General features: G+C 47.4%; 16 protein-coding genes and 1 pseudogene. 10 read left to right on the forward strand and 7 right to left on the reverse strand.

What is annotated here, in order from left to right:
* Positions 1-86: 86 nt before the first annotated feature.
* The 10 genes and pseudogenes from AAE250_RS15360 (at position 87) to AAE250_RS15405 (ending at position 11,897) form a co-directional block, all read left to right on the forward strand.
* A complete protein-coding gene (locus AAE250_RS15360) occupies positions 87-464 on the forward strand; it encodes a hypothetical protein (RefSeq protein ID WP_342289152.1) in 378 nt (125 codons plus the stop codon).
* Between the two features lie 174 nt (positions 465-638).
* Positions 639-1,184, forward strand: a pseudogene (locus tag AAE250_RS15365) (DUF3575 domain-containing protein); the annotation flags it as partial.
* The gene (locus tag AAE250_RS15370) at positions 1,181-2,131 is read left to right on the forward strand and encodes a DUF5119 domain-containing protein (RefSeq protein WP_294599691.1); all 951 of its coding nucleotides are present in this window, start codon (positions 1,181-1,183) and stop codon (positions 2,129-2,131) included. The pseudogene AAE250_RS15365 and the gene AAE250_RS15370, both read left to right, overlap by 4 nt.
* 32 nt (positions 2,132-2,163) lie before the next feature.
* Positions 2,164-3,309: a fimbrillin family protein gene (locus AAE250_RS15375; protein ID WP_294599694.1), complete on the forward strand. Its 1,146-nt coding sequence runs from the start codon at positions 2,164-2,166 to the stop codon at positions 3,307-3,309.
* Positions 3,310-3,336: 27 nt separating this feature from the next.
* A complete protein-coding gene (locus tag AAE250_RS15380) occupies positions 3,337-4,326 on the forward strand; it encodes a fimbrillin family protein (protein WP_294599696.1) in 990 nt (329 codons plus the stop codon).
* An 8-nt stretch (positions 4,327-4,334) separates the two neighbouring features.
* Positions 4,335-5,390: a fimbrillin family protein gene (locus AAE250_RS15385; RefSeq protein ID WP_294599698.1), complete on the forward strand. Its 1,056-nt coding sequence runs from the start codon at positions 4,335-4,337 to the stop codon at positions 5,388-5,390.
* 18 nt (positions 5,391-5,408) lie between these two features.
* Complete coding sequence (locus AAE250_RS15390) at positions 5,409-6,524, forward strand: fimbrillin family protein (RefSeq protein WP_294599700.1); 1,116 nt, start codon at positions 5,409-5,411, stop codon at positions 6,522-6,524.
* A gap of 29 nt (positions 6,525-6,553) precedes the next feature.
* Complete coding sequence (locus AAE250_RS15395) at positions 6,554-7,690, forward strand: DUF4906 domain-containing protein (protein ID WP_294599702.1); 1,137 nt, start codon at positions 6,554-6,556, stop codon at positions 7,688-7,690.
* Between the two features lie 43 nt (positions 7,691-7,733).
* Positions 7,734-10,043 (forward strand): DUF4906 domain-containing protein, encoded by a 2,310-nt coding sequence (locus tag AAE250_RS15400; protein WP_294599705.1) that lies wholly within the window; start codon positions 7,734-7,736, stop codon positions 10,041-10,043.
* Between the two features lie 123 nt (positions 10,044-10,166).
* Positions 10,167-11,897 (forward strand): ATP-binding protein, encoded by a 1,731-nt coding sequence (locus AAE250_RS15405; RefSeq protein ID WP_294599873.1) that lies wholly within the window; start codon positions 10,167-10,169, stop codon positions 11,895-11,897.
* Between the two features lie 4 nt (positions 11,898-11,901).
* Here AAE250_RS15405 and AAE250_RS15410 read toward each other — a convergent pair whose 3' ends face one another.
* The 7 genes from AAE250_RS15410 to pulA form a co-directional block, all read right to left on the reverse strand.
* On the reverse strand, positions 11,902-12,579 hold the full coding sequence (locus tag AAE250_RS15410; RefSeq protein ID WP_294599706.1) for a phosphatase PAP2 family protein: 678 nt from the start codon (positions 12,577-12,579) through the stop codon (positions 11,902-11,904).
* A gap of 3 nt (positions 12,580-12,582) precedes the next feature.
* On the reverse strand, positions 12,583-14,484 hold the full coding sequence (locus AAE250_RS15415) for an LTA synthase family protein (RefSeq protein WP_294599708.1): 1,902 nt from the start codon (positions 14,482-14,484) through the stop codon (positions 12,583-12,585).
* A 113-nt stretch (positions 14,485-14,597) separates the two neighbouring features.
* Entirely contained in the window at positions 14,598-15,254 is a 657-nt protein-coding gene (gene fsa / locus AAE250_RS15420) for a fructose-6-phosphate aldolase (protein ID WP_294599710.1), read from the reverse strand.
* Between the two features lie 73 nt (positions 15,255-15,327).
* Positions 15,328-16,542 (reverse strand): 6-bladed beta-propeller, encoded by a 1,215-nt coding sequence (locus AAE250_RS15425; RefSeq protein WP_294599713.1) that lies wholly within the window; start codon positions 16,540-16,542, stop codon positions 15,328-15,330.
* Positions 16,543-16,756: 214 nt separating this feature from the next.
* Complete coding sequence (locus AAE250_RS15430) at positions 16,757-18,052, reverse strand: hypothetical protein (protein WP_294599876.1); 1,296 nt, start codon at positions 18,050-18,052, stop codon at positions 16,757-16,759.
* A 13-nt stretch (positions 18,053-18,065) separates the two neighbouring features.
* A complete protein-coding gene (locus tag AAE250_RS15435; protein WP_294599716.1) occupies positions 18,066-19,538 on the reverse strand; it encodes an ATP-binding cassette domain-containing protein in 1,473 nt (490 codons plus the stop codon).
* Between the two features lie 65 nt (positions 19,539-19,603).
* Positions 19,604-21,601, reverse strand: a complete 1,998-nt coding sequence (pulA, locus tag AAE250_RS15440; protein ID WP_294599719.1) for a type I pullulanase — start codon at positions 21,599-21,601, stop codon at positions 19,604-19,606.
* Positions 21,602-21,631: the final 30 nt, after the last annotated feature.

Consider the following 21,631-nt stretch of genomic DNA (forward strand, 5'->3'; position numbering starts at 1 on the left):
AAGAAGATGTGGAAGGAAATCTCATCATTGGTGTTTAGGGATTCTCAATCAATAGACAATCAGTAAACAAACAAATTATAAATATCATGCTGACACCATTAACACAGACAGCTATCTCGATACTCAACGACATAGCTCAGGGAAATACGCAGGAAATCCTGCCCTATTACGCCCTTGTACAGAACACCGTTTCCGAACTGCTTCTGAAACTCGAAGCAGGAGGACTGATACGTTGCAAGGATACCGAACAGCGAGACTTGCTGACCGCCTACGAACTGGCAAGGCCCAGCCATCAGATAACCCTGCTCGACCTGCTGGAAGCCATCGGTGAGCATCTGAACTGCAACCATCCCACACACGAGATGCTGTACCAGCATTATCGCGGTGCAGCTGCAAAACTCGGAGTGATCAATCACATGACGCGCATCTATCTGGCAGAAATCAAACTGAACGACTTGTTTTAAATAATACCACAATCCGTCTTGTCACATACTTCCATCACACACATATTGTTTTTCTTTCTTCTGTTGCCATTGGCAGCAGGAGCATGGGCATCCCCACATGCAGCGATGGCGGAAGCTCCGGCAAATGACAGCCTTCGCCGCGAACCTCTTTCGCCCGATTGCCGTATTAAGAGTTTTAAGCCTTTGTTTGCTTTGAAAACAAACCTTCTGTTCGACCTTGCCCTTGCCCCGAATATCGAGCTGGAAATTCCCATAGGACATAACCACCGCTGGTCGCTCGATGCCGAATGGCTATTCCCCTGGTGGCTGATAGACCATGACAACTATTGTTTCCAGATTCTTTCCGGCGGCGTGGAAGGTCGCTACTGGCTGGGAAACCGGACAAAGCGTCCTCCCCTTACCGGCCACTTTCTCGGTTTGTATGCAGGTGCGGGCAAATATGATCTTCAGTGGAAAGAGAATGGTTATCAAGGTGAATTCTATATTGCTTCGGGCATCAGCTACGGTTATGCCGTGTCCGTGGCACGTCGGCTGAATATTGAATTCAGCGTGGGCATAGGTTTGCTACGTACCGATTATGAGCATTACCATGCCATTGACAATAATAAGACCCTGCTCTGGCAGGACAGTGGCAATTACACATGGTTCGGTCCTACGAAAGCCAAGGTTTCCCTTGTGTGGCTGCTGGGAGGAAAATTACAGAAAGGAAGGAGAAGATGAATAGCAAAGCAATAAACGGCAACGGCATGCCGACAGGCAGAAAATACTGCATTCCCCTTCTTCTGCTCCTGTTCCTGCTATGCAGTTGCGAACGGCGCCCCCTCACCTATTATTCCGAGAACAGCTTGCACGTAAGCGTTGACTGGAGCAAAGCCGACCTGGACGAAGAAAGCGAGTATGGCGCCACACTGATATTCTATCCCCGGGACGGAGGCACTCCTAAGACAGTATTGATGGGCAACCGGCACGAAACCACCGTCAACCTGCCCCCGGGACATTACAACGTGCTGTTGTTCAACCGTTCTTTCGAAGATTTCGGAGGCATTGCCTTCCGGGGAAAGGATTTGTTTCATACGTTGGAAGCGTATGCCAAACAGGTGGAAAGTCGTAGCGGTACACGCATCATACTTCATGCTCCCGAAAAGCTGGCAGTAGATGCTGTGGAAGATATCATGGCAAATGAAGACATGCACTTCACGCCCCGCAAGCTGACGCGGACCATAGAGGTGCAGATACATGTAAAAGGCCTGAAGAATATACGTGAAGCCGTGTGCACAATGGACGGGCTACCGGTTTCCATATTCCTTTCCAGCGGAAAAACTTCCGGTGAGGCAGCTTCCCATACATTCGAACTGGGAAACCCGGTATACAATGAAGGCTCTTCAGAAGACGGTATTCTTTCGGGCAGTTTCAACGTTTTCGGGTTCGATGCAGAGACGGATCACGAGTTACAATTCTCGGCTTTGCTTGTAGACAACAAGACGCAGGTGCAGCAGTCATTCCCCTGCCTCAACATCACGGAGACAGAAGATGAAAAAGGCAATATCACCCTTAATGTCGAAGCAAAAGTCCCTGAATCTATCCCCAATGTAGATATAGGCGGCTCGGGACTTGATGCCGATGTGGACGACTGGGAAAATAATGAGAACTGCGATATAGAGATGTAAATTAATTATTCACTTCATAAAAACGAGAAATTATGAAAACCAAGAAACTATTACTGGCGCTTGCCCCCATTATAATGGCCGGATGCGCGCAAAACGAGATTATCGAATCAGCTCCGAGCATAGACCGGGCTATCAAATTTGATGTGTACACTGGTGTGCAAACTAAAGGTTTAGAGATGACGACGACAAGTATCCAGACACTGAACTTTGGCATTTTTGCATATAAGACAACAACTGCAGGATGGGGCTCTGAGGGTGCAAATACAACACCGGATGGCATGTATAATGAAAAGGCAACGCATAGTGCAAGCGGTTGGGGCTATACCAATACCAAGTATTGGCCTACGAATGGAGATAAGATCAGCTTCTTTGCTTATGCACCCTATGACGATATTTCAACGGATAAAGGCATTGAATTATCCCCAAGAACTCAGCAAGGCGCTCCCGAAATCACTTTCACCCAGAATACAGCTGCTGCCGACCTGGTGGATTTGGTGGTAGCCGAAGCGAAGAATAAAACTTATGATGCAAGTGCATCAAATGCTGATGACAATAAGGTAAGTTTTACCTTCAATCATGTATTGACAAAGATTGATGTCAAAGCGAAGCTTACTTCCGCTTTACAAGGTGGTAGTACAAAAATCTTCATTACCGGACTGAAATTGAAGAGTGACGGTAAATTATATAAAAAAGCTACCTATAAGATGAGTGATGGAAAATGGTATTATGAGACAACAGGTAGTAAAGCGGAAGCATGGGGAAACGGGGGCTCTCTTGATCTGGACGGCATTTTGGATAAAAGCAATACAGCAACATGGAACTATTCAGCAAGTCAAGGAAAAGAACTTACTACCACTGCTGCCACTGTTTTCTCCACAAGTGGTACTCAACATTTCTTGTATATGATACCCGTAAGAGATGCAGAGACCACTCCGGGTATAGAAAACAAAGGCGATGCCAAACTGGAAGTAACTTATGATATTGTGGTAAAGGTGACAGATAGCAGCTATGCAAGTAGTACCACTACCAAAGAAGTAGATTTGCCCGCCGAAGCTTTTAAGAAAGGGACTTTCACTACTTATACTCTTAAAATCGGCTTGAATGCTATTGAGTTGGGAACTGTGAATGTATCAACAAACTGGGCCTCCGGTACCGATACAGACTTGGAAGTGATGTAAACCGTCATAAATTAAAAGAGTGGGAAAATGATGAAACGTTTGAACAGTTGCCTATTTTTGCTGACCGCTATTCTGCTTGCCGGATGCGGAGAGCAGGATGCTGTGGAAGCAGAACCGCCCGTACAGAAAGCTCCGATCGGCTTTTCTTCTCCGGTTGTTTCTCAAACACAAACGCGGGGCAATGCCATCACAAGCATAACGGAGATGTATATCTTTGCCTCTTATACAGGCCAGGATAATTGGAAATCAGCCTCCCACTCTTTTAATTATATGTACGATCAGTATGCCAACAATCCGGGAAGCGGCTGGACTTACTCACCGGTAAAATACTGGCCCGATAATGAGGAAGACAAGATCAGTTTCTTTGCCTATGCACCGACAGAAGCAAGGAGTATTCTCTCCGTTTCGACAGTAAATACCGTCAACCCAACGATCACCTATACCGTTCCGGCCAAGGAAAGCGAGCAACTTGATTTTCTTGTAGCCAGCCAGCTGAACTGTACGAACACTACCGGAAACGTTTCCTTCTCCATGCAGCATGCCCTGACGCAAGTGGTTGTTAAAGTAAAGAACGGTGATGCTTCTATAAGCAACATCACTTTGTCCGCCATAAAGGTAATTATGCCCGGTGTGGGGACATTGACTTTCAATGATACCGGCAATACAGCAGATAAAGCATTCTCGTGGGCAGCAACCGACACCAAGGAGATTAGTGCTGACGTAGCAGTGACAACAAATAGCAACGCCACTTTCTTATTGCTACCGGTAGGCGATCCATCCTCAACCGTGAAGTTCCAAGTGACCTATAAATTAACCAAGAGTACCGGGCACAACAGCGGTGAAAGTCCTTCCATGACTGCCTTTTTTGTGCCGCCCGCAACTCCGGCATGGACGGCGGGCAAGGTCCTGACCTACAACCTGTCCGTTATTGACGACCGCCTGGAAATAAACAGTATCACAGTGACGGACTTTGACGCAAACGGCACTTCTGCCGGAGGCAATGTTCCCGCAACTTAACAAAGTAAATGGAAATAAGACATAAGATGAATATGAAGCTGCTTTATCTTTTAGTAACTTTCTGGTTGTTTGCTGCCTGCGACGGCACTTCCACCTCCCCTATTCCTGATGATTATCAGCAGCAGGACGTACTGCGCATACTCTCTGTAGAAACCGGAGAAGCAGCCACCCGCAGCATCGTGACAACTGCCGACCTGAACACAAACGGGAAGCAGATAGGGGTTTACGCCGTGAATACAGACGAAACGGAATATATTCCTCCTCATGGCGGCAGCAACACATCCACCTATCAATGCGACGGCACCAACTGGAACTGCGCTGCCACAGATGGAAGCAAACTGCTCCGGCTGCCGGCAACGGGCACAGTAAAAGCAGCCTCTTTTTATCCCCATACCCTCATCCCCTACTACAGCAGCAGTGATAAAGGCTATGTATCGGGTATCAATATCCTTTCCGATGACGACTTTGCAGCCACCAACCAGACGGACTATTTATACTCGGGATTTACGGGAACACTCAGCACCCAAAGCCGCGATGTAACATTCGCCATGAAGCATGCCCTTGCCAAACTGACATTCAAGGTTTATCGCAAATCCGTATTGGACGAGACAAAACTCATTGCCTTGCAGATTATAGACGCAGGCGGTGGCAGTAACCTGCAGGGCGGTAGCGGAAAATCCATGAACCTGCAAACCGGTGCCCTGCAAGGATTGATAGGACAATCCGCAATGGTGCTGACGGCAACAAGCGAACAGCAACAAACCATCAACCTGGAGAGTGGAACCGCAGCCGTAGCCTATTGCCTGATAGCTCCCGCACCGGCCATAGAATATCTTTCTTTCCAGCTCACCACGTCCCGGGGAACGACAGATTCGGAACAAAGTTTCCTCACTTCGTCCATCAAGATGGTAAACGAAGTTAAGACCTCCGGTGAGTATCTCCGCTGGACGGCAGGCAAGCACTACGTCTTTACGATTGTGCTGGACGGCATGAAGGCGGGAATCTCGGATATTCAGGTCTGCCAATGGGAGAGCGATACGGATACCTATATACCTATTTCCTGAAAAAGAAAGCCCGATGATATGAAACGATTGAAAACCATATTCCCATTATTGCTGCTCTTCACAGCCATGGCTTCGTGCATTCATGAAGAAGATGTTGCTGCAACAAATACGGACGACGGCAAGCTGAAGCTGTCTTTCGACCTTTCCGGCTCCGGTGTGACACTCGATGTTCCTTCTACACGTGCCTTGACGGCCGTGCCTACGGTAGCACTCAATACCGGTGTCCGCTTCACGGTACGCGCCTACAAAAGCGAGGGAGGTGCATACGTCGGCGAAGGAATATATATGATAAAAGCAACCACCACAAGCGACGGAACTCCCCTTGCCACCGGTACTACAGCAGAACCGTTGGTGGAAAGCGACGGAAAAGACAATACCCTCTATCTGACCCGCGGCGAATACGACCTTCGCTTCTTGTCCTACAACCGGACAGATGAATCTCCCACAGTGGATGCTTCGGGGCTGACTGCCATAACCAACGGGAAAGACCTGATATCCACCACCCTGAAAAATGTATTGGTGCAAGCCGACAAGGACGGACAGACCGACTTCACCATTTCCCTGAAAGGCCATCCTTTTGAACATCTGTGCTCGTGCGTAAAAGCCACCTTCCAGATTCCTAAAGACCAGGTGGTAACTCCGACCTCGGTCTCAGAAATGAGTATTACCCTGAAGAACCTGTGTGCCGGCGCAACGTATGAATGGAGTAGCGGAGTGTTGACACTGAGCGACGACAGAACAACGGCAACAGCCGACAACCTGCCGATGGTAGACAACGGCGCCATAACCAGCGTACCGTCGACTCCTGCAACAGGCAGTGAAATCCTTGCAGAAACAACATCGAAGGACTTCTATGTTCTCCCGCTGGATGAACGGGCGCCTTTGCAGTTCGACATTTCCATGAAGATAAAGTATCAAAGTACCCAAACAGCAACTTCGGGTATGGAAAAGACCAACGAACTGAAAATAGAAAACCTGGAACAGACGAAGGCACTGCTTCCCGGCAAATCCTACAACTTCATCTTTTCCCTAAGTTTCTATGGTGACTACCTGCCTGCCGACCTTATGCTGGCTGTGCAAGACTATGTACCCGTAAACCTGAAACCGGAGGATGCAGGCGGTGAAGGATATTGATTGATAACCGATAAAGAATACAAAACGTTATGAGATGGACTGTAATCCAGAACAGGATGAAAGATAAGATTGTCATCGGGATCTTTACTCTGATGTTATGCTGTGGCTGTTTGTTGACCTCCTGCCGGGACGAAGGGGAAGCTTATGCATCTCCCGCCGGCAAGCTCGACCTGAAACTTATGCTGCAACTGCCGCAACAGATCAGCGTTACTACCCGTGGTGCTAACGACCAGACTTTGAACGGCTATACGATAACCGATGTACGGGCATTCCAGTTCCCGACAAGTGGCGGTACGGAAAAGACGAGTTATTATTCATCAGCAACGGCCGACTGGGCAGAAGTAAAGGAAAATGAAGGACTTCAGATAAAAACCGGCAACAACGACTTTGATGCCGTAGACTGTTCTTTCTACTTTGCAGTGAATGCAGGAGACAAGTTGGAAAACATCACTACCATAGGCGGCCTGCAAGGAGCGGCTTTGGCTCTTTCGGATTTCTCGACCGACCTTGTAAACGTGGAACCGGCAGTATTTGTATGTGGTCCTGTGGTATATAAGCAAGTAGCGGGTGCGACCTCCAAACCGGTGGCCCTCCTTGCCCGGCTCGCCCGTATGCACGCCAAGCTGACCGTGAATTATACCGTTACATCCGGCCTTACCATCACTGCTGCCCGTGTGGAGAATATTCCTGCCATGCTTTACCCCTTCCCTAACGCAGCAACAACGCCGGAGCCTTCGGCAGTAACCTCTCCTGCCACACCGGAATATACGACAACAACCCTTTCACTATCACCCACCACTAACACATTCTCTATATTCCTGCCCGAAAACCTGCGCGGAAATGGTAAAGCCAGCACACAGAGCGGAAAGAATGTGGCGGCAAACGGCCCGGATGGAACACTGGACCTCTGCACCTGCATTGTTCTGGAAGGTACTTACAACTATTATCCGGACGAGGCGGACAAAGCCCCTATCAATGTGGAGTACCGCTTCTATCCCGGTGCCGACATGATACGTAACTACAACATAGAGCGAGGCAAGCACTATACGATGGACGTCAAACTGACGGGTGCCAACAGCGCCGATGCCCGTGTGACGGTCACCAACGGCAACGTGTTCATGATCACCGATCCGGATGAACTGGAATATCCCGATATCGAATTTTAGAAAAAGAGGGTTTGATATAATAAATAGAGCAATAATGACTACGATGCGTTTTTTTAGAGAACTGACGTTATGTGCAGCAGCCTTACTGCCTGCTACGTTCATACTTTCGTGTACAGATGATGAACTTGCAGTTAGCAACCGGCCTTCACAAGAAAATACAGTGACGGTAAGTTTACCGATCGAATTGGAGGATGTTTCGGACGCAGCAGATGCACAGCCGGAAACACGTTCGATGACAGACGATGGAAGTGCCTTCGATGTATATCTGGGCGCTGCTGCCCGAACACGGAGCGGAAGCTATACGGATGCGCTGAAAGATGCAAAACCTGCAACTTTGGCGAGCGTGCGGATATTACAGATACAGAATGGAAGCATCGTCACAAATAATACTTATACCAATATAGAATTGGGCAGCAAAGTCGACCTGACTCTGAATGAAGCGGAGGATTGCGAATTGGTAGTTTGGATAAAAGGAGCTTCCGGTGATATCGGAAGCAACTGGAATACCTATGAAGTGGCCAACTCTACCATCAAGAACATTACCACTGCAACGCATATAACGACCGATAAGAATATGCCTTATCTGCTTCATCTGAAACATATAAAGGTGATAAAGAAAAGTGGTACGACTACCAATGAGGGAATCATCCAAAGCCTGGCAGGGGAAGATGCACGTTTACGCCTTCGACGCCTGCCTGCCCGCTTGAATATGACGTGGAACTACAATGTACCCGGATATACTCTGCAAAGCATTCATATACACAACTTCCCTGCCAAGTTTGCCGCATTTCCCTCGGAAACGATGCAGACTTATCCCGATCTGCTATCACTGTTTACTTATCATATTGCAACTGGCGAGGAACTGGCTGCACAGCATTTGTCCTGCTGGCTCCCCCGTAATGTGCGCGGAACGAAGAACATTACCCTTCCCACCAAACGCGGCAAGAAAGTTGCCCCTTCGGGCAGTACCTATCTGGAATTTACCGCTGTGGCAACAGATGTGGCATCGACCAAGAAGAAACTGATTTACCGGATATACGTGGGTGCCAATAAAACGAGTGATTTCAATGTAAGGGATAATACAAATTACTGGTATCATATCGAATTTAAACATACGAACGGTGAGGAGATTATTCAAACAGACGAACGGGTGGAATACTTGAATGGACGCTCGGCAGCCGAAGACAATAATAACTTTGTACCCACCGCCAATTGCTTTATGATAGAGCCCGGCGGTGCTTTTTATTTTGATCCGTACACCTATCGGCAGAACGGGAAAGATATTGATAACCTGACGGGCAAACAAATTACTTCCGTAAAGCTACTATGGCAGATTAAAGAAGACGGAGATGTGGGAGAGCCCACTATGGGCATTGCCAATTCGAGTGATGACCACACAAATATTGTGGATATACGCAAAGCGGACGGTTCGGCAGTGAACACTTCTGCCCCCTTAACGGGAAAAGGACAGGGATATATTTATTGTCGTGTTGCCAATACAAGAGGCGGTAGCGGGGTAATAGCTGCATATAATGTGAACAGTATTGTTGCGAAATGGCATGTTTGGGTAACCTATTATCACCCGGATGCCAGCGGAAACGAAACGGTACTGGATGATGAGAACAGAAGAAAAATGAAATACGTAAAAGGTTCCCAAAGTACACTGCCCTTCATGGATCGCAATTTGGGAGCACAAGCAGGATTTACGGAGTTCCCGAGTGAAATCATTGATAAATCAAAAGCCGCGGGATTTCATTATGTTTATGGGAATAAGGACCCGCTTCCCAGTAGTTATAGTTATAGGACAATATCCGGTATAGTATCTTTCGGTTTATCTGACGGGCTTCCTCCCGAGAACATCTTAAATATGTATCAACCTGACGGAGTTAGTTATTATTCTCGCCCGGGCGCGGGTGGTGCCGGGAGTTGGAATATTACTGTAAAGCACATTAATGATCCTTGTCCTGCCGGCTGGAGAGTACCGAGTTGGGTGGATTATAAACCATTGTTTGATGTGGATGACCCTCGGGGTACCGCTAATGCTAATACACAGAAAACGCCACGAGGAGCAACAGTAACTGAAGTTCTTGATACCGGGAAGGGAGGGTGCTTACTTCGCTATGATGATAACAGCAGTCATTACACTTATTATAGAATGACCGGATATCCACCCCTCAACTATGGTTATTTTCAAAATATCGGTACGGGAGGCAATGTGTCTTGCCGTGAGTCAGGATACGGATTCAGTTTTGCTACTGCTATGACAAATGCAAACCGCCGACTTTTTGTTATCGGTAATTCATGGGGAGTAACGGATGCACATACTGTCCGTTGTATTCAGGAAAATGAATAGACAGAAACAAAAAGGAATTAGGAGGGGGCTAACTTTCCGCTCCATTCCTTTGTTCCTTTAGTAAGAATAGATACCTTTGTCTCATTCCTTCCGTGGGTATGAATCAAAACAACAAGAGCAATGATGGAAAATATAAAAAGAATCCCTTACGGCGTCGCTAACTTCGTGGAAGTAGTGGAACAGAATCAATACTACGTAGACAAAACGATGTATCTGCCTATTCTGGAGAACCAGCCCAACAATCTGTTCTTCATCCGCCCCCGCCGCTTCGGCAAGAGCATCTTTCTGAGCATGCTGCGTGCGTACTACGATCTTACGCAGAAGGAAAAATTCGAGAAGCGTTTCGGTAACCTGTGGATAGGCAGCCACCCCACACCCCTGCAGGGAAAGTTCCAGGTAGTATACCTCGACTTCTCCCGCGCCAGCGGAGGAGGAGGTTCACTGGAAGAGAACTTCAATAACTACGGCGGTATGGTGATGGATCTCTTCGGTAAAGTGTACGAACCTTATTACTATCCGGGATTTGCCGAAGAGATGAAAGCACAACCTGACTTCGTCAGCAAGTTGAACCATCTGAACCTGCACTCGGCAGAATATGACGCACGCCTCTACCTCATCATCGATGAATACGACAATTTCACCAACGTTGTACTCAACGAACAGGGTGAAGACATCTACCACGCCCTGACCCATGCCAGCGGATTCTACCGCGAGATATTCAAGAAATTCAAAGGCATGTTCGAACGCATCTTCATGACCGGCGTCAGCCCCGTCACGCTGGATGACCTCACCAGCGGATTCAACATCGGATGGAATATCAGTACAGACTTCCAATTCAACATGATGCTGGGCTTCTCGGAAACAGACGTGCGCACCATGTTCCAATACTACAAGGATGCCGGGCAACTCCCCGCAAACACAGATGTCGAGGAGATGATCAGGGAAATGAAACCTTGGTACGACAACTACTGCTTCGCCAAGGAGAGTCTGGAGCGCGACCCGAAAATGTTCAACTGCGACATGGTGCTATACTACCTGCGCAACTACATAACGCTGGGCCGGTCGCCCGAACAGATGATAGATCCCAATACCCGTACAGACTATGAGAAAATGAAGAGACTCATCCAACTGGACAAGTTGGACGGTGACCGCAAGGGCGTGCTACGCCGCATTACCGAAGAAGGACAGATTGTCACCAACCTGATAACAACCTTCCCTGCAAAGCTGATTACCAAACCGGAAATATTCCCCAGCCTACTTTTCTACTACGGCATGCTCACCATCACTGCTGCACGCGGCCCCCGTTTAGTGTTGAGCATCCCCAACAACAACGTGCGCAAGCAGTACTACGAATTCATGCTGGAAGAGTATCAGGAGAAACGGTATATCGACTTGAACGACCTGAAGAATCTGTTTGACGATATGGCTTTCGATGGCCGTTGGCGCGAAGCGTTGGAATTCATCGCCCATGCCTACAAAGAGAATTCCTCCGTGCGCAGTGCCATCGAAGGTGAACGTAACATACAGGGGTTCTTCACCGCCTACCTCAGCGTAAACGCTTATTACCTCATTGCTCCGGAAGTGGAACTGAATCATGGTTTCTGTGACCTCTTCCTGATGCCCGACCTGCTGCGCTACGAGGCACAGCATAGCTACATCATCGAACTGAAATACCTATCCGTCAAAGATACGCCGGAAAAAGCCACTGAGCAATGGCAGGAAGCCGTAGAACAGATAAAGAAATATGCCGCTGCACCACGGGTGCGCCAACTGATACAAAATACGAAACTGCACTGCATCGTGATGCAATTCCGCGGATGGGAGCCCATACGGATGGAAGAGATAATATGCTAAATCATCATAGATACGTCCCTACTGCCGCATAAATCAGCATCCCCACTATTGTCAGTCCTCCTATCAGTATCGGGGCATTGATGTGCTTGACGTGCTCGGCATGTTTATGTCCGCTTACTTTCACAAATAGGAGATAAACTAAATAAGCGCCCACCAAGCCTACGATAGTACCCGCCAGCAAATCGCCCGGATAATGGACGCCAAGATATACACGAGAGTAACAAGTCAAAGCCGCCCATGCCATGATGAAAACCGTGAGCCATTGCTTGCGGAACAAAAAGAAGATGAAGAATGCCAAGCCGAACGTATTGGCCGCATGGCACGAAGGAAAGCCGAAGCGCCCTCCCCGATGATTATTCACGATATGCACCATCTCCGAAATGGGGTTATTCAAATTGGACGGGCGAAGACGTTCCACATAGGGCCGTATCAGTGTGGCACATACCTGGTCGGCAAAAGTAATGGTTAGAGCCAGAGCTACCATGCAAAGAAGAGTAACCTTCCAATGAAAATTACGCAACATCACATACCAGATGGCGGCATACATCGGAATCCATACCCACTTGCCACTGTATGCACTCATAAAGTAGTCGAAAAACGTATTATGCATCCGGTTGATGAAAAGGAAGATATCCGTATCTGTCTCTATCGCCCCTTTCAATACTTCTAAGAATAGTACCATACTTTATCTTTTAGCTATGTCGTCATATAATTTTTGCAGATAGGCCTTTCCCAACGGCAGGTTCTTTCTCTTTGCCGTACCTTCATCTACTACCACATCACCGGCCTGGCAGTTGAATATCACCTGATTATCCGCCGTCACCATACCCAAAGCATCGGGCACAGTGAAGAATGCAAAGTGGGGGGAATCAGGGTTCATCATATCTTTACTGAACGTAAATTCATTGTGAGGCAACGACAACTGCGCCAGCAGCGTAGCTGCAATGTCGTGCTGGGAACCATACACATCAATATGTCTCGGGCTACGGATCGCACCGCCTATCATCAGCAGAGGTATCTGATAGCGCTCTACGGAAAGGTTATCGAGGTGTTCGGGATAAGCTCCCAAATGGTCGGGTACCAGAACGATTACCGTATTCTTCCACTGGGGCAACTCGCGGAACTGCTTTACAAAATCTCCTACACAACTGTCTGCATAGGCAAACGCATTCAGACGGTCATTCTCCAAACGACGGTAAGGCACTTCGAAAGGCTCGTGACTGCTGGAAGTCTGCAATACGCGGAAATGCGGATTCTCTTTTGCCGAGTCGTCATCTGCTGTAGCTTCTGCTTTCAAATCGTCCAACAGGCGACGGAAAACAAGATGGTCGTGTACTCCCCATTTGCTCAGACGTTCCGATACGGGGAAGTCCTGGTCGGAAATAATATCTTCAATGCCCGATGATATCAGGTAAGAGCGCATATTGGTAAAGTCGGCATCACCGCCATAATAGTATTTCGTGCTATACCCCGCCTTCTTCAGGCTACCCGCAATGGCAGGCAAAGACTGGGTTTTACGAGGATATTTCATGATACTCGTAGTGGGCTGTGCAGGATATCCGCTCAGTATGGCCACTAAGCCGCGGTCTGTACGGAAACTGTTGGCATAGAAATTCGTAAAGAGTACACCCTCCCGACTCAAGCTATCCAGATGGACCGCAATATCCGGGTCACCGCCCAAAACAGTCATCAGCTTGGAAGAGAAACTTTCCATGATGATAAAGAGTACATCGGGGCGACGGGTCGTAAACAACGTGTGCAATGAATCGGCAGATTGCTGCAGAGAATCCGAAGGGCTAATGCCTTCTTTCAAGACAGCCGGGTCGACCAGTCCCTTGAAAAGACGGTCAGCTTCCGCAGCCTCCATGAAACGGTATTGTTTACTGAAATCCTTCTGCTTAGCTATAGACTCCATCAAACTGAATGCCGGATTGATAGCAGCATGGTTCAACCGCTGGTCGGTACTGTAATAGACCTTCCCTACGTTCATAGTAGACACCGTAAATCCTCCACGGATAGGAATAAACAACAAACCTGTCATCAGCAACAATATCCCCGATACTTTCAAACGGCGATAAGGCAGCTTCATCCGCAGCAACTGTTTCTTCTGCAACAACACGGCATAGAAGATGCCGTAGAGCAGAACTGCATAAACAGCCATTGCAAGAATCCCGCCTGTCACAGTCCAGATGCTGACACTGGCCACTGCATCCTTGGGGGAAGAGAAGAAATAGAATAACGGCGTGGCATCCAAACGGAAACCCCAATATTCGTATAATCCTAAGTCTACAATGAAAATAACAGAAAGCAAGATGGAAATGAAAAGGAAATAACCACACCAGATGCGATGAAGGAATTTAGAAAGCGTCCATGCAGAAGCGATAAAAAGAAAGCCGGGGATGGCAGTCAGATATCCGGCTAACGACAGGTCTAACGGTAAGCCGTGCCAGATAACACTGAACCAGTCTGCACACGAAGCATTCGGATACAGCGACTGGTAAAACAGCATAAAAAACGGTTTCTGCAATACGAAGATGCAGACAAACAAGCAGTATGTTTTGATAAATCCTATAAGCCTTTCTTTCATCAGTGCTTTTCTTATATACAATAGAGAGCGCAAAAATAAATGTTTTTATTCTATTATTCGCTAACATTGTTCACTTTTTGTGATGATAGACAGGCTTATAGGATATTTTAAGTTTATCCGTTGACACGTTTGTAGTCCTCGAGGAACTTCTTCAAACCGGAATCGGTCAGCGGATGGTTCAACAAACCTTTGATGGCAGAGAGCGGGCAAGTAGCTACATCGGCACCTACTTCCAGACATTGGATGATATGCGCCGTGTGGCGGATAGAAGCAGCAAGCACCTGAGTAGTATATCCGTAGTAACGATACATTTCTACAATTTTACCTACGAGTGCAATGCCGTCTTCGCTGATATCGTCGAGACGACCCACAAACGGGGAAACATACGTCGCACCGGCCTTGGCCGCCAGCAATGCTTGTCCCACAGAGAATACCAACGTGCAGTTTGTCCGGATACCCTTGCCCGAAAAATATTTGATGGCTTTGATGCCATCGGCTATGCAAGGCACCTTCACCACAATATGCGGATTCAGGGCTGCAAGTTCTTCACCTTCCTTAATCATGCCCTCATAGTCGGTGGCAATAACTTCGGCACTAACGTCGCCCTGCACAATGTTGCAGATATCTACATAATGCTTACGCTGGTTCTCTACCCCTTTAATACCTTCTTTCGCCATGAGCGAAGGATTGGTGGTAACTCCGTCGAGCACGCCCATATCGTAGGCTTCCCGAATCTGTTCCAAATTGGCTGTATCAATAAAAAATTTCATGGTTATAAACGGTTTAAATAGTTGATGTATAGATATAACGGTTTATACCACAAATAGGTTCGGCAAATACCTGTTATTTCAGTCTGGCATAGAGTATGTAGTTATTATCATTCTCCTGAATACTGTCGGCCAACTTCTGCAAGCGTTCGCGTTCTTCGGAAGGAAGGTCTGTTTTAATCTTCAGATGCTTCTTCAAGGCTTCTTTCAGTTGGGCAGGTTCCATATTGAGAATATAGTAATCGTCGTTGCCGGAGAGATAAGCAGGCATATCACCCAGATAATCGTTTACAAACCGATAGTAAGCACCTTTCAATGTCTTTTTATCCATTATATAATAGGCAGGAACATCGGTGGTATAACTCCCCTCTCCTATCTGTTTCTGTGCAGCCACGTAACCAACAAAGTGATGGGGCATCTCCTGATAAAGGTGGATAGGAACATCCTTTGACCCGAAATCGACAGTGAAGCGCGGATTCAAACGCCCTCCTTCGTAATGGTATAGAGTGTCGGGACGAAGTTCGAAGAAAGTAAAAAGGAATACATCGAAGTTACCATTGATTTTATTACTGAGCACTTCATTGCTGAAGTCAGGATGTACAGACAGATGACCGCTGGGAATAGTGTCCAGCAAATTACCGTCAAGATCCTGGCGCCAAGCTGCATAAGGCAGATCTTTGAAAGGAAGAATGAATACAGATAGAGTAGAATTGTGGCTGTCGACCTTGAACTTGCCTTTCGGTGCCATGGCAGGCAAAGGAATGCTTTGTACAAATTCTCCCTTTAAGTTATATGCAAGCAATGATTTCGCACTCCAGGGCAAAAGATAAATACGTCCTGCCGCTTCATCTATCTGCGCATCATATACCAGCTGGTATTCACCGGGACCCTGACCAAAGGAGCCTACATTTGCCAAAAACTTACCGGACTTGTCGAAGAGCTTGAAAGGTGTCTGTTGACGCCCATAAACGAGAATATAGTTATCAGAAACAATCGTATTTCCTACCGGCACCAATGCTTCATCGTTGCCATCCAGCTTCACAACCTGAAACTCCTCTGCCAAAGCGCTCAGAGGCAGGATTACCGTATCTTTCAACGCAGCGAAGTCGCAAACCCATATAGAGTCGCCATTCACCACCTTCACCGAGCCCACTACCGGCTGTTCTGCCAGCCCACCATTTGACAGTTCTACCAGTCCGTCATTTGTTTGTTTGCCCATGCTACTGCAACCGGCTAATAAAATTGTTCCAAGTAACAAAGCAGATGCTTTCATCCATTTCCTGTTTTTCATGTCCTTATTCTTTAAATAAATATTTGATGTTCATTATCCCCTTCGTAGATTTTATTTCCTTTGGGAATGAGGGCAAAATTAGTGGAGAACAGTTAAAAGAACAAATTTACAGATAGACAAGACGAAGATTTCGTAGAACATATACATACCTAACAATCAACACAATAAATACAACAGCAGTAGGTATCCATATAGACAAAAACAAATAATCAGCCTAAAAGCGACGTAAAAAAGCATCCAGTGTCTCATCTTCGGCAGTGAGTCCAAGTTTATCCCGTTTCACCCGCTGCTTTTTACGGCTGATGGAAGTACGGCTGATGCAATAAATATCGGAAAGGTCTTTGATGCTAACGCCAATCTTCACCAGGCAGCAGAAGTTGATATCTTTTTCCGAAAGAGAAGGGAAACTTTGCTGCAACCGCTGGGTGAAGTTGTCATAGCTCTTGTCTACCGTTTGCCGGATATCCTCCCATTCTTCTTGCGACAAAGCAATGCGCTGACCGCTGTTCTCGGGTTCTTCTTCTTTGCTCTCTTCCAAAGAAGGGATTTTATGGAACGACTTCATACGGCGGAACAGCGATTCGCGTAACTGAGACTCTTTCTCGCGCAGAAGTGTCAGTTCCTCGGCTTGTTCCAGAAGCTGCTGCGCCTGCTCCAAGTGGATTGTTTTTTCTTGCAGCAGCAACTTGTTGGCTTGGCGCTTGCGTCGTTGCAACAAGAAATAAGAAAGGAAAACAATCAGAATGAAGCCTAACCCTAAAGACAGCAGCATGATTTCGCGCCGCTGCTTGTCTATCTTCAGGCGGTTCAGTTCGTTCTGCATCTTCTCTCTTTCATAATTGGCACGGTTTTCGGCAAATTCTGCGTTCGTGATTTCCTCTTTCAACATCTTGTCTGCATTCAGTGCCATAGTGCAAGCCAGACTATCCTTGCCTTTCGAAGCATAAAGAAGCTTCAAACGACGGAAAGCAGTTTCTGCTACCCAGCGATTCAGTGAATGGGCAGCAATTTCATAATAATGGCGGGCGGAGTCGGGTTGCCCTATCATAGTAAACAGATTCCCTTTTGCCAGACTATAATAAGGAATAACCGAACGGGATGTCCTGCCACTGCGGGCAGAGTCCAACCAATGGATAGCATCGGCATAGCGCCCCATACCGGCATAAAGTTCCGGTACAATCTCACACAAGCGCCCTTGTGTCCAGGCATCCGGATGCTCACCGGCCTTTTCATAATAAATCAAAGCTTGTTCCGGTTTACCGGCATCCATATAGCGGGAGGCCACGGCAAAATACACTTGTGACTTTCTTTCTTCCTTCGAAAGATAGCGGCATGCTAACCCGGCATACCACTTCGCACTATCCAAATCTTGTGTTGTCCAGAGTTTCTTGTAGAAAATAATGGCTACTCTGAGCGAATCCGGTTGCAAAGATCCGGATGAAGTATACCGTCCGCTACACGATGTCAGCAGGGAAAGCAGGAGTAATATGTAAGAGGCGGCGGACTTCATTATGGGCAAAGTATCAGTTACGTTTCAAGAACAACCTATGTGTAATGGTGCCGGGCAATTCATGTTCATAATGAGTGACCATAATCATCGTCTTATCCTGCCGGCGGCAGAAAGCCTCGATAATCTTCTTCACCCGGCGACGGTTGTAGGTATCCAGACCATGCAGCGGTTCATCTAATATCAGCAGTTCCGGATCCTTGACAAAAGCACGTGCCAGCAAAGCCAGACGCTGTTCACCGCTGGAAAGTTGCAGGAAGGGCTTATCCTTCAAGGCAGCAATACCGAAAACATCCATCCACCACTCGCATACAGACATTTGTTCGGCATGGGGGCGCTTATACAACCCGATGCTGTCATGCAGTCCGGATGCAACAATTTCGATGGCAGGCAGGTTTTTCAAATAAGCACGGTGCATCTCCGGGCTGACGTAACCAATGTGTTTCTTGATTTCCCAAATGCTTTCCCCCGTTCCACGTTTACGGCCGAAGAGACTGATGTCACAGGCGTAGGACTGAGGATTATCTGCACAGACCAGACTGAGCAAGGTAGATTTTCCGGCACCGTTTTCTCCGCTTAATGCCCATTTCTCTCCACGCATCACGGTCCAGTCGAGCTCTTTCAATATAGTACGATCACCATAGCGGATGCTTACCTTATTTAATTTCACCACTTCGTCCGAGGTGAAGTTAACGTTGTCGTAAGGTAAGTTGAGAATGCGTTGCTGCAATTCGTCCAAGAAACCGGCTTCTTTCTGAACACGTACGGAATCATTGGTGCGGAATGCATGCAGGTATGCCTCACGCTCCATCTTCTCCCCCACCTCCATGCCGTCTACCGGCACTACATGGGTAATGAACGAAGGTATATCGTCCAGCATGGAGAGTACAAGGACTATTTGCAAGGAACCCATCCGGGTAAGTTGCTCCAATAGATTGAAAAGCAATTCACGCGTGGGGGCATCGAGGCCGATAAAAGGATTATCCATTACAAGGATGCGGGGAGCGGTTAACAGCGTCTTCGTCAACTGGAACTTACGTAACTCACCACTGGAAAGAAGAATGATTTTCTTGTCGAGCAACGGTTCGATACGAAAAAGTTCGAAAAGCTGCCGCCGTAAAGCATCATCCTTCACCTCTCCCAGCATATCGCGCACTTCGGGAGCATCTTCCTGGTCGTGGGCATTCCAGCGCTGCTGATAGTAGTAGTTGGCATCGGCTGCACCGTAAGTATCACGAAAGGCAATGTACTTGATATTGTCGTAAACGGTCTTTGTTGGCGACGGAGAGAAGTCGTAGGCAAGCTCGCCTTCGCGCAAAGGGTACTTACCGATAAGCATATCTACCAAAAGGCTTTTTCCGGCTCCATTCGGTCCTACTATTGCAAGATGCTCGCCTGCCAGGAAATCAAGGGTTACAGGTTTCGATAAACGAACAAGCGGGTTGCGTACTACGCCCCCCGCTATATTTATAGTATGTTGTTGCACCATTTTTTAAGAACTTTGTTTAATAAACGGCGCAAAGATACAACAATTTGCTAATCGTTAATCATTAATCACTGATATATTATCATTGCCGATTGAGCCGGAATTATGATTTCGGGACCATAAAGCGTGCCCAAACCTTGTTCATTAATGAAGCCGTCTTTGCAAACTACAGTATATTTGCCTTCAGGTACCGACAGTTTGGCAGGTTCCTTGCGGGCATTCAAAGCTACGATGATATTGCTCCATGCATCTCCGTTAGCATTGTCTTTCAAACGATAGGCCACAACATTGCTGCCATCCACCGGAAGGAATTCCAGGTGTTTGCGCACCAGCTCGGCATCGCCCATACGGAAAGCCGGATGTTTCTTACGAAGTTGTATCAAACCTTTATAATAGGCAAAGACATCAGCATGCTCCGTCTTACGTTTCCAGTCGATCGCATTTATCGAATCAGGACTTTCGAAACTGTTGTGCACGCCTTTCTTATCGCGCATCACCTCTTCACCGGCATAGATAAACGGTACACCTTGTGAAGTAAATACAGCCGTCTGTGCCAATTTATCAAGTTTGGCCAGTTCTACAGGAGTGATGCCGGGAATACTGGACTTCAACCTGTCCACCAGGCACATATCATCGTGACAGGAAACGTAGCTGATCATTTGTGTAGGTTGCTCGGCCCACGGAGCTTTACTATAATTCACAGAGTCATTGTTGACTTGCGGATGCTTGATAGCGCCGACAATACCAAACTTGATGCTCTCTTCCCCACCGGGAAGTCCGGCAAGGAAAGCTCCCTGATGATTGTCACTGAACGGGCCGCGCAACGCATCACGCATTTCATCGGAGAAAGCGGCAATGCCCGGCATCTTATAAGTATTTGCCTTCATCGCCAAAGAATCTTCCGACATCTGCGGAGCCGATGCAGCCCAACCTTCACCATATATAAATATAGTAGGATCTACTGCCGTTGCCGCTTTACGGATTTCGTTCATCGTCTCTATATCATGAATTCCCATCAAGTCGAAACGGAAGCCGTCGATGTGGTATTCGTTTATCCAATGCAACACAGATTCTACCATATATTTACGCATCATCGGACGATTGCTGGCCGTCTCGTTACCGCAAGCAGAGCCATCAGCATAAGTGCCGTCCGGACGTTGACGATAGAAATAACCCGGAGCAGTACGTTCAAAGTTACTGTCGGAAGTATTGAAAGTGTGGTTGTACACTACATCCAATACAACGCGGATACCTGCCTTGTGCAAAGCCTGCACCATCTGCTTGAACTCGCGGATGCGGACTTCCGGCGTATAAGGGTCGGTAGAATAAGAGCCGTCCGGCACATTGTAGTTCTGCGGGTCATAACCCCAGTTATATTTATTTTCGTCCAGGCGGGTTTCGTCCACGGAAGCATAGTCGTAAGAAGGAAGAATGTGCACATGCGTAACGCCCAATTCTTTCAGATGATCGATGCCTGTAGCCAAATTATCCGGGTTCACGGTACCTTCTTCCGTAAGTGCCAGGAACTTGCCTTTATGCTCAATGCCGGAAGACGGATCGACAGAGAAGTCACGATGGTGCATCTCGTAGATTATGACATCTGCCGGTGAAGCCAATGCAGGGCGTTGGTCTGCTGCCCAACCTTCAGGGTCGGTCGATGCCATATCGATAATCGCTGCGCGCTTGCCGTTCACACCCACTGCTTTGGCATTAATGCCCGGAGTATCTCCCAACCATTTATCTTTGATTTTCACATTGAACGTATAGAATTTGCCTTTCAAGTCCTTTTCAACCTTGGTCTTCCAAGTACCTTCCTCGGATGGTTCCATCGAAATGGTTTCGTAAGCATGTCCACCATCTCCCGCTTCGAATAACATCAGACGGACTTCATCTGCCGTAGGCGCCCATAATGTAAATTGTGTGGCAACAGGCGTATATTCCATTTCCGTCAGACTGCCTGAACGGACGGGGTAAAGTTCGTACGAAGAATATTCATTCTTCGCGGGAGTACAACTGATAACCGTTGTGGCGGCTACTCCAATAATGGCAAGTTCATTCAGTTTCATAAGATTTCAGATATTAAATTTCAGGATTAA

Source organism: Bacteroides sp. GD17, assembly GCF_038448625.1.
Taxonomy (GTDB): Bacteria; Bacteroidota; Bacteroidia; order Bacteroidales; family Bacteroidaceae; genus Bacteroides.

What these genes read in the sequence shown, in the direction of transcription:
- AAE250_RS15415 (WP_294599708.1), bottom strand. Translation starts at nt 14,484, where the DNA reads ATGAAAGAAAGGCTTATAGGATTTATCAAAACATACTGCTTGTTTGTC.
- AAE250_RS15380 (WP_294599696.1), top strand. Translation starts at nt 3,337, where the DNA reads ATGATGAAACGTTTGAACAGTTGCCTATTTTTGCTGACCGCTATTCTG.
- AAE250_RS15375 (WP_294599694.1), top strand. Translation starts at nt 2,164, where the DNA reads ATGAAAACCAAGAAACTATTACTGGCGCTTGCCCCCATTATAATGGCC.
- AAE250_RS15390 (WP_294599700.1), top strand. Translation starts at nt 5,409, where the DNA reads ATGAAACGATTGAAAACCATATTCCCATTATTGCTGCTCTTCACAGCC.
- AAE250_RS15400 (WP_294599705.1), top strand. Translation starts at nt 7,734, where the DNA reads ATGCGTTTTTTTAGAGAACTGACGTTATGTGCAGCAGCCTTACTGCCT.
- AAE250_RS15370 (WP_294599691.1), top strand. Translation starts at nt 1,181, where the DNA reads ATGAATAGCAAAGCAATAAACGGCAACGGCATGCCGACAGGCAGAAAA.
- AAE250_RS15385 (WP_294599698.1), top strand. Translation starts at nt 4,335, where the DNA reads ATGGAAATAAGACATAAGATGAATATGAAGCTGCTTTATCTTTTAGTA.
- AAE250_RS15425 (WP_294599713.1), bottom strand. Translation starts at nt 16,542, where the DNA reads ATGAAAAACAGGAAATGGATGAAAGCATCTGCTTTGTTACTTGGAACA.
- AAE250_RS15410 (WP_294599706.1), bottom strand. Translation starts at nt 12,579, where the DNA reads ATGGTACTATTCTTAGAAGTATTGAAAGGGGCGATAGAGACAGATACG.
- AAE250_RS15360 (WP_342289152.1), top strand. Translation starts at nt 87, where the DNA reads ATGCTGACACCATTAACACAGACAGCTATCTCGATACTCAACGACATA.
- fsa (WP_294599710.1), bottom strand. Translation starts at nt 15,254, where the DNA reads ATGAAATTTTTTATTGATACAGCCAATTTGGAACAGATTCGGGAAGCC.
- AAE250_RS15405 (WP_294599873.1), top strand. Translation starts at nt 10,167, where the DNA reads ATGGAAAATATAAAAAGAATCCCTTACGGCGTCGCTAACTTCGTGGAA.
- AAE250_RS15435 (WP_294599716.1), bottom strand. Translation starts at nt 19,538, where the DNA reads ATGGTGCAACAACATACTATAAATATAGCGGGGGGCGTAGTACGCAAC.
- AAE250_RS15395 (WP_294599702.1), top strand. Translation starts at nt 6,554, where the DNA reads ATGAGATGGACTGTAATCCAGAACAGGATGAAAGATAAGATTGTCATC.
- AAE250_RS15430 (WP_294599876.1), bottom strand. Translation starts at nt 18,052, where the DNA reads ATGAAGTCCGCCGCCTCTTACATATTACTCCTGCTTTCCCTGCTGACA.
- pulA (WP_294599719.1), bottom strand. Translation starts at nt 21,601, where the DNA reads ATGAAACTGAATGAACTTGCCATTATTGGAGTAGCCGCCACAACGGTT.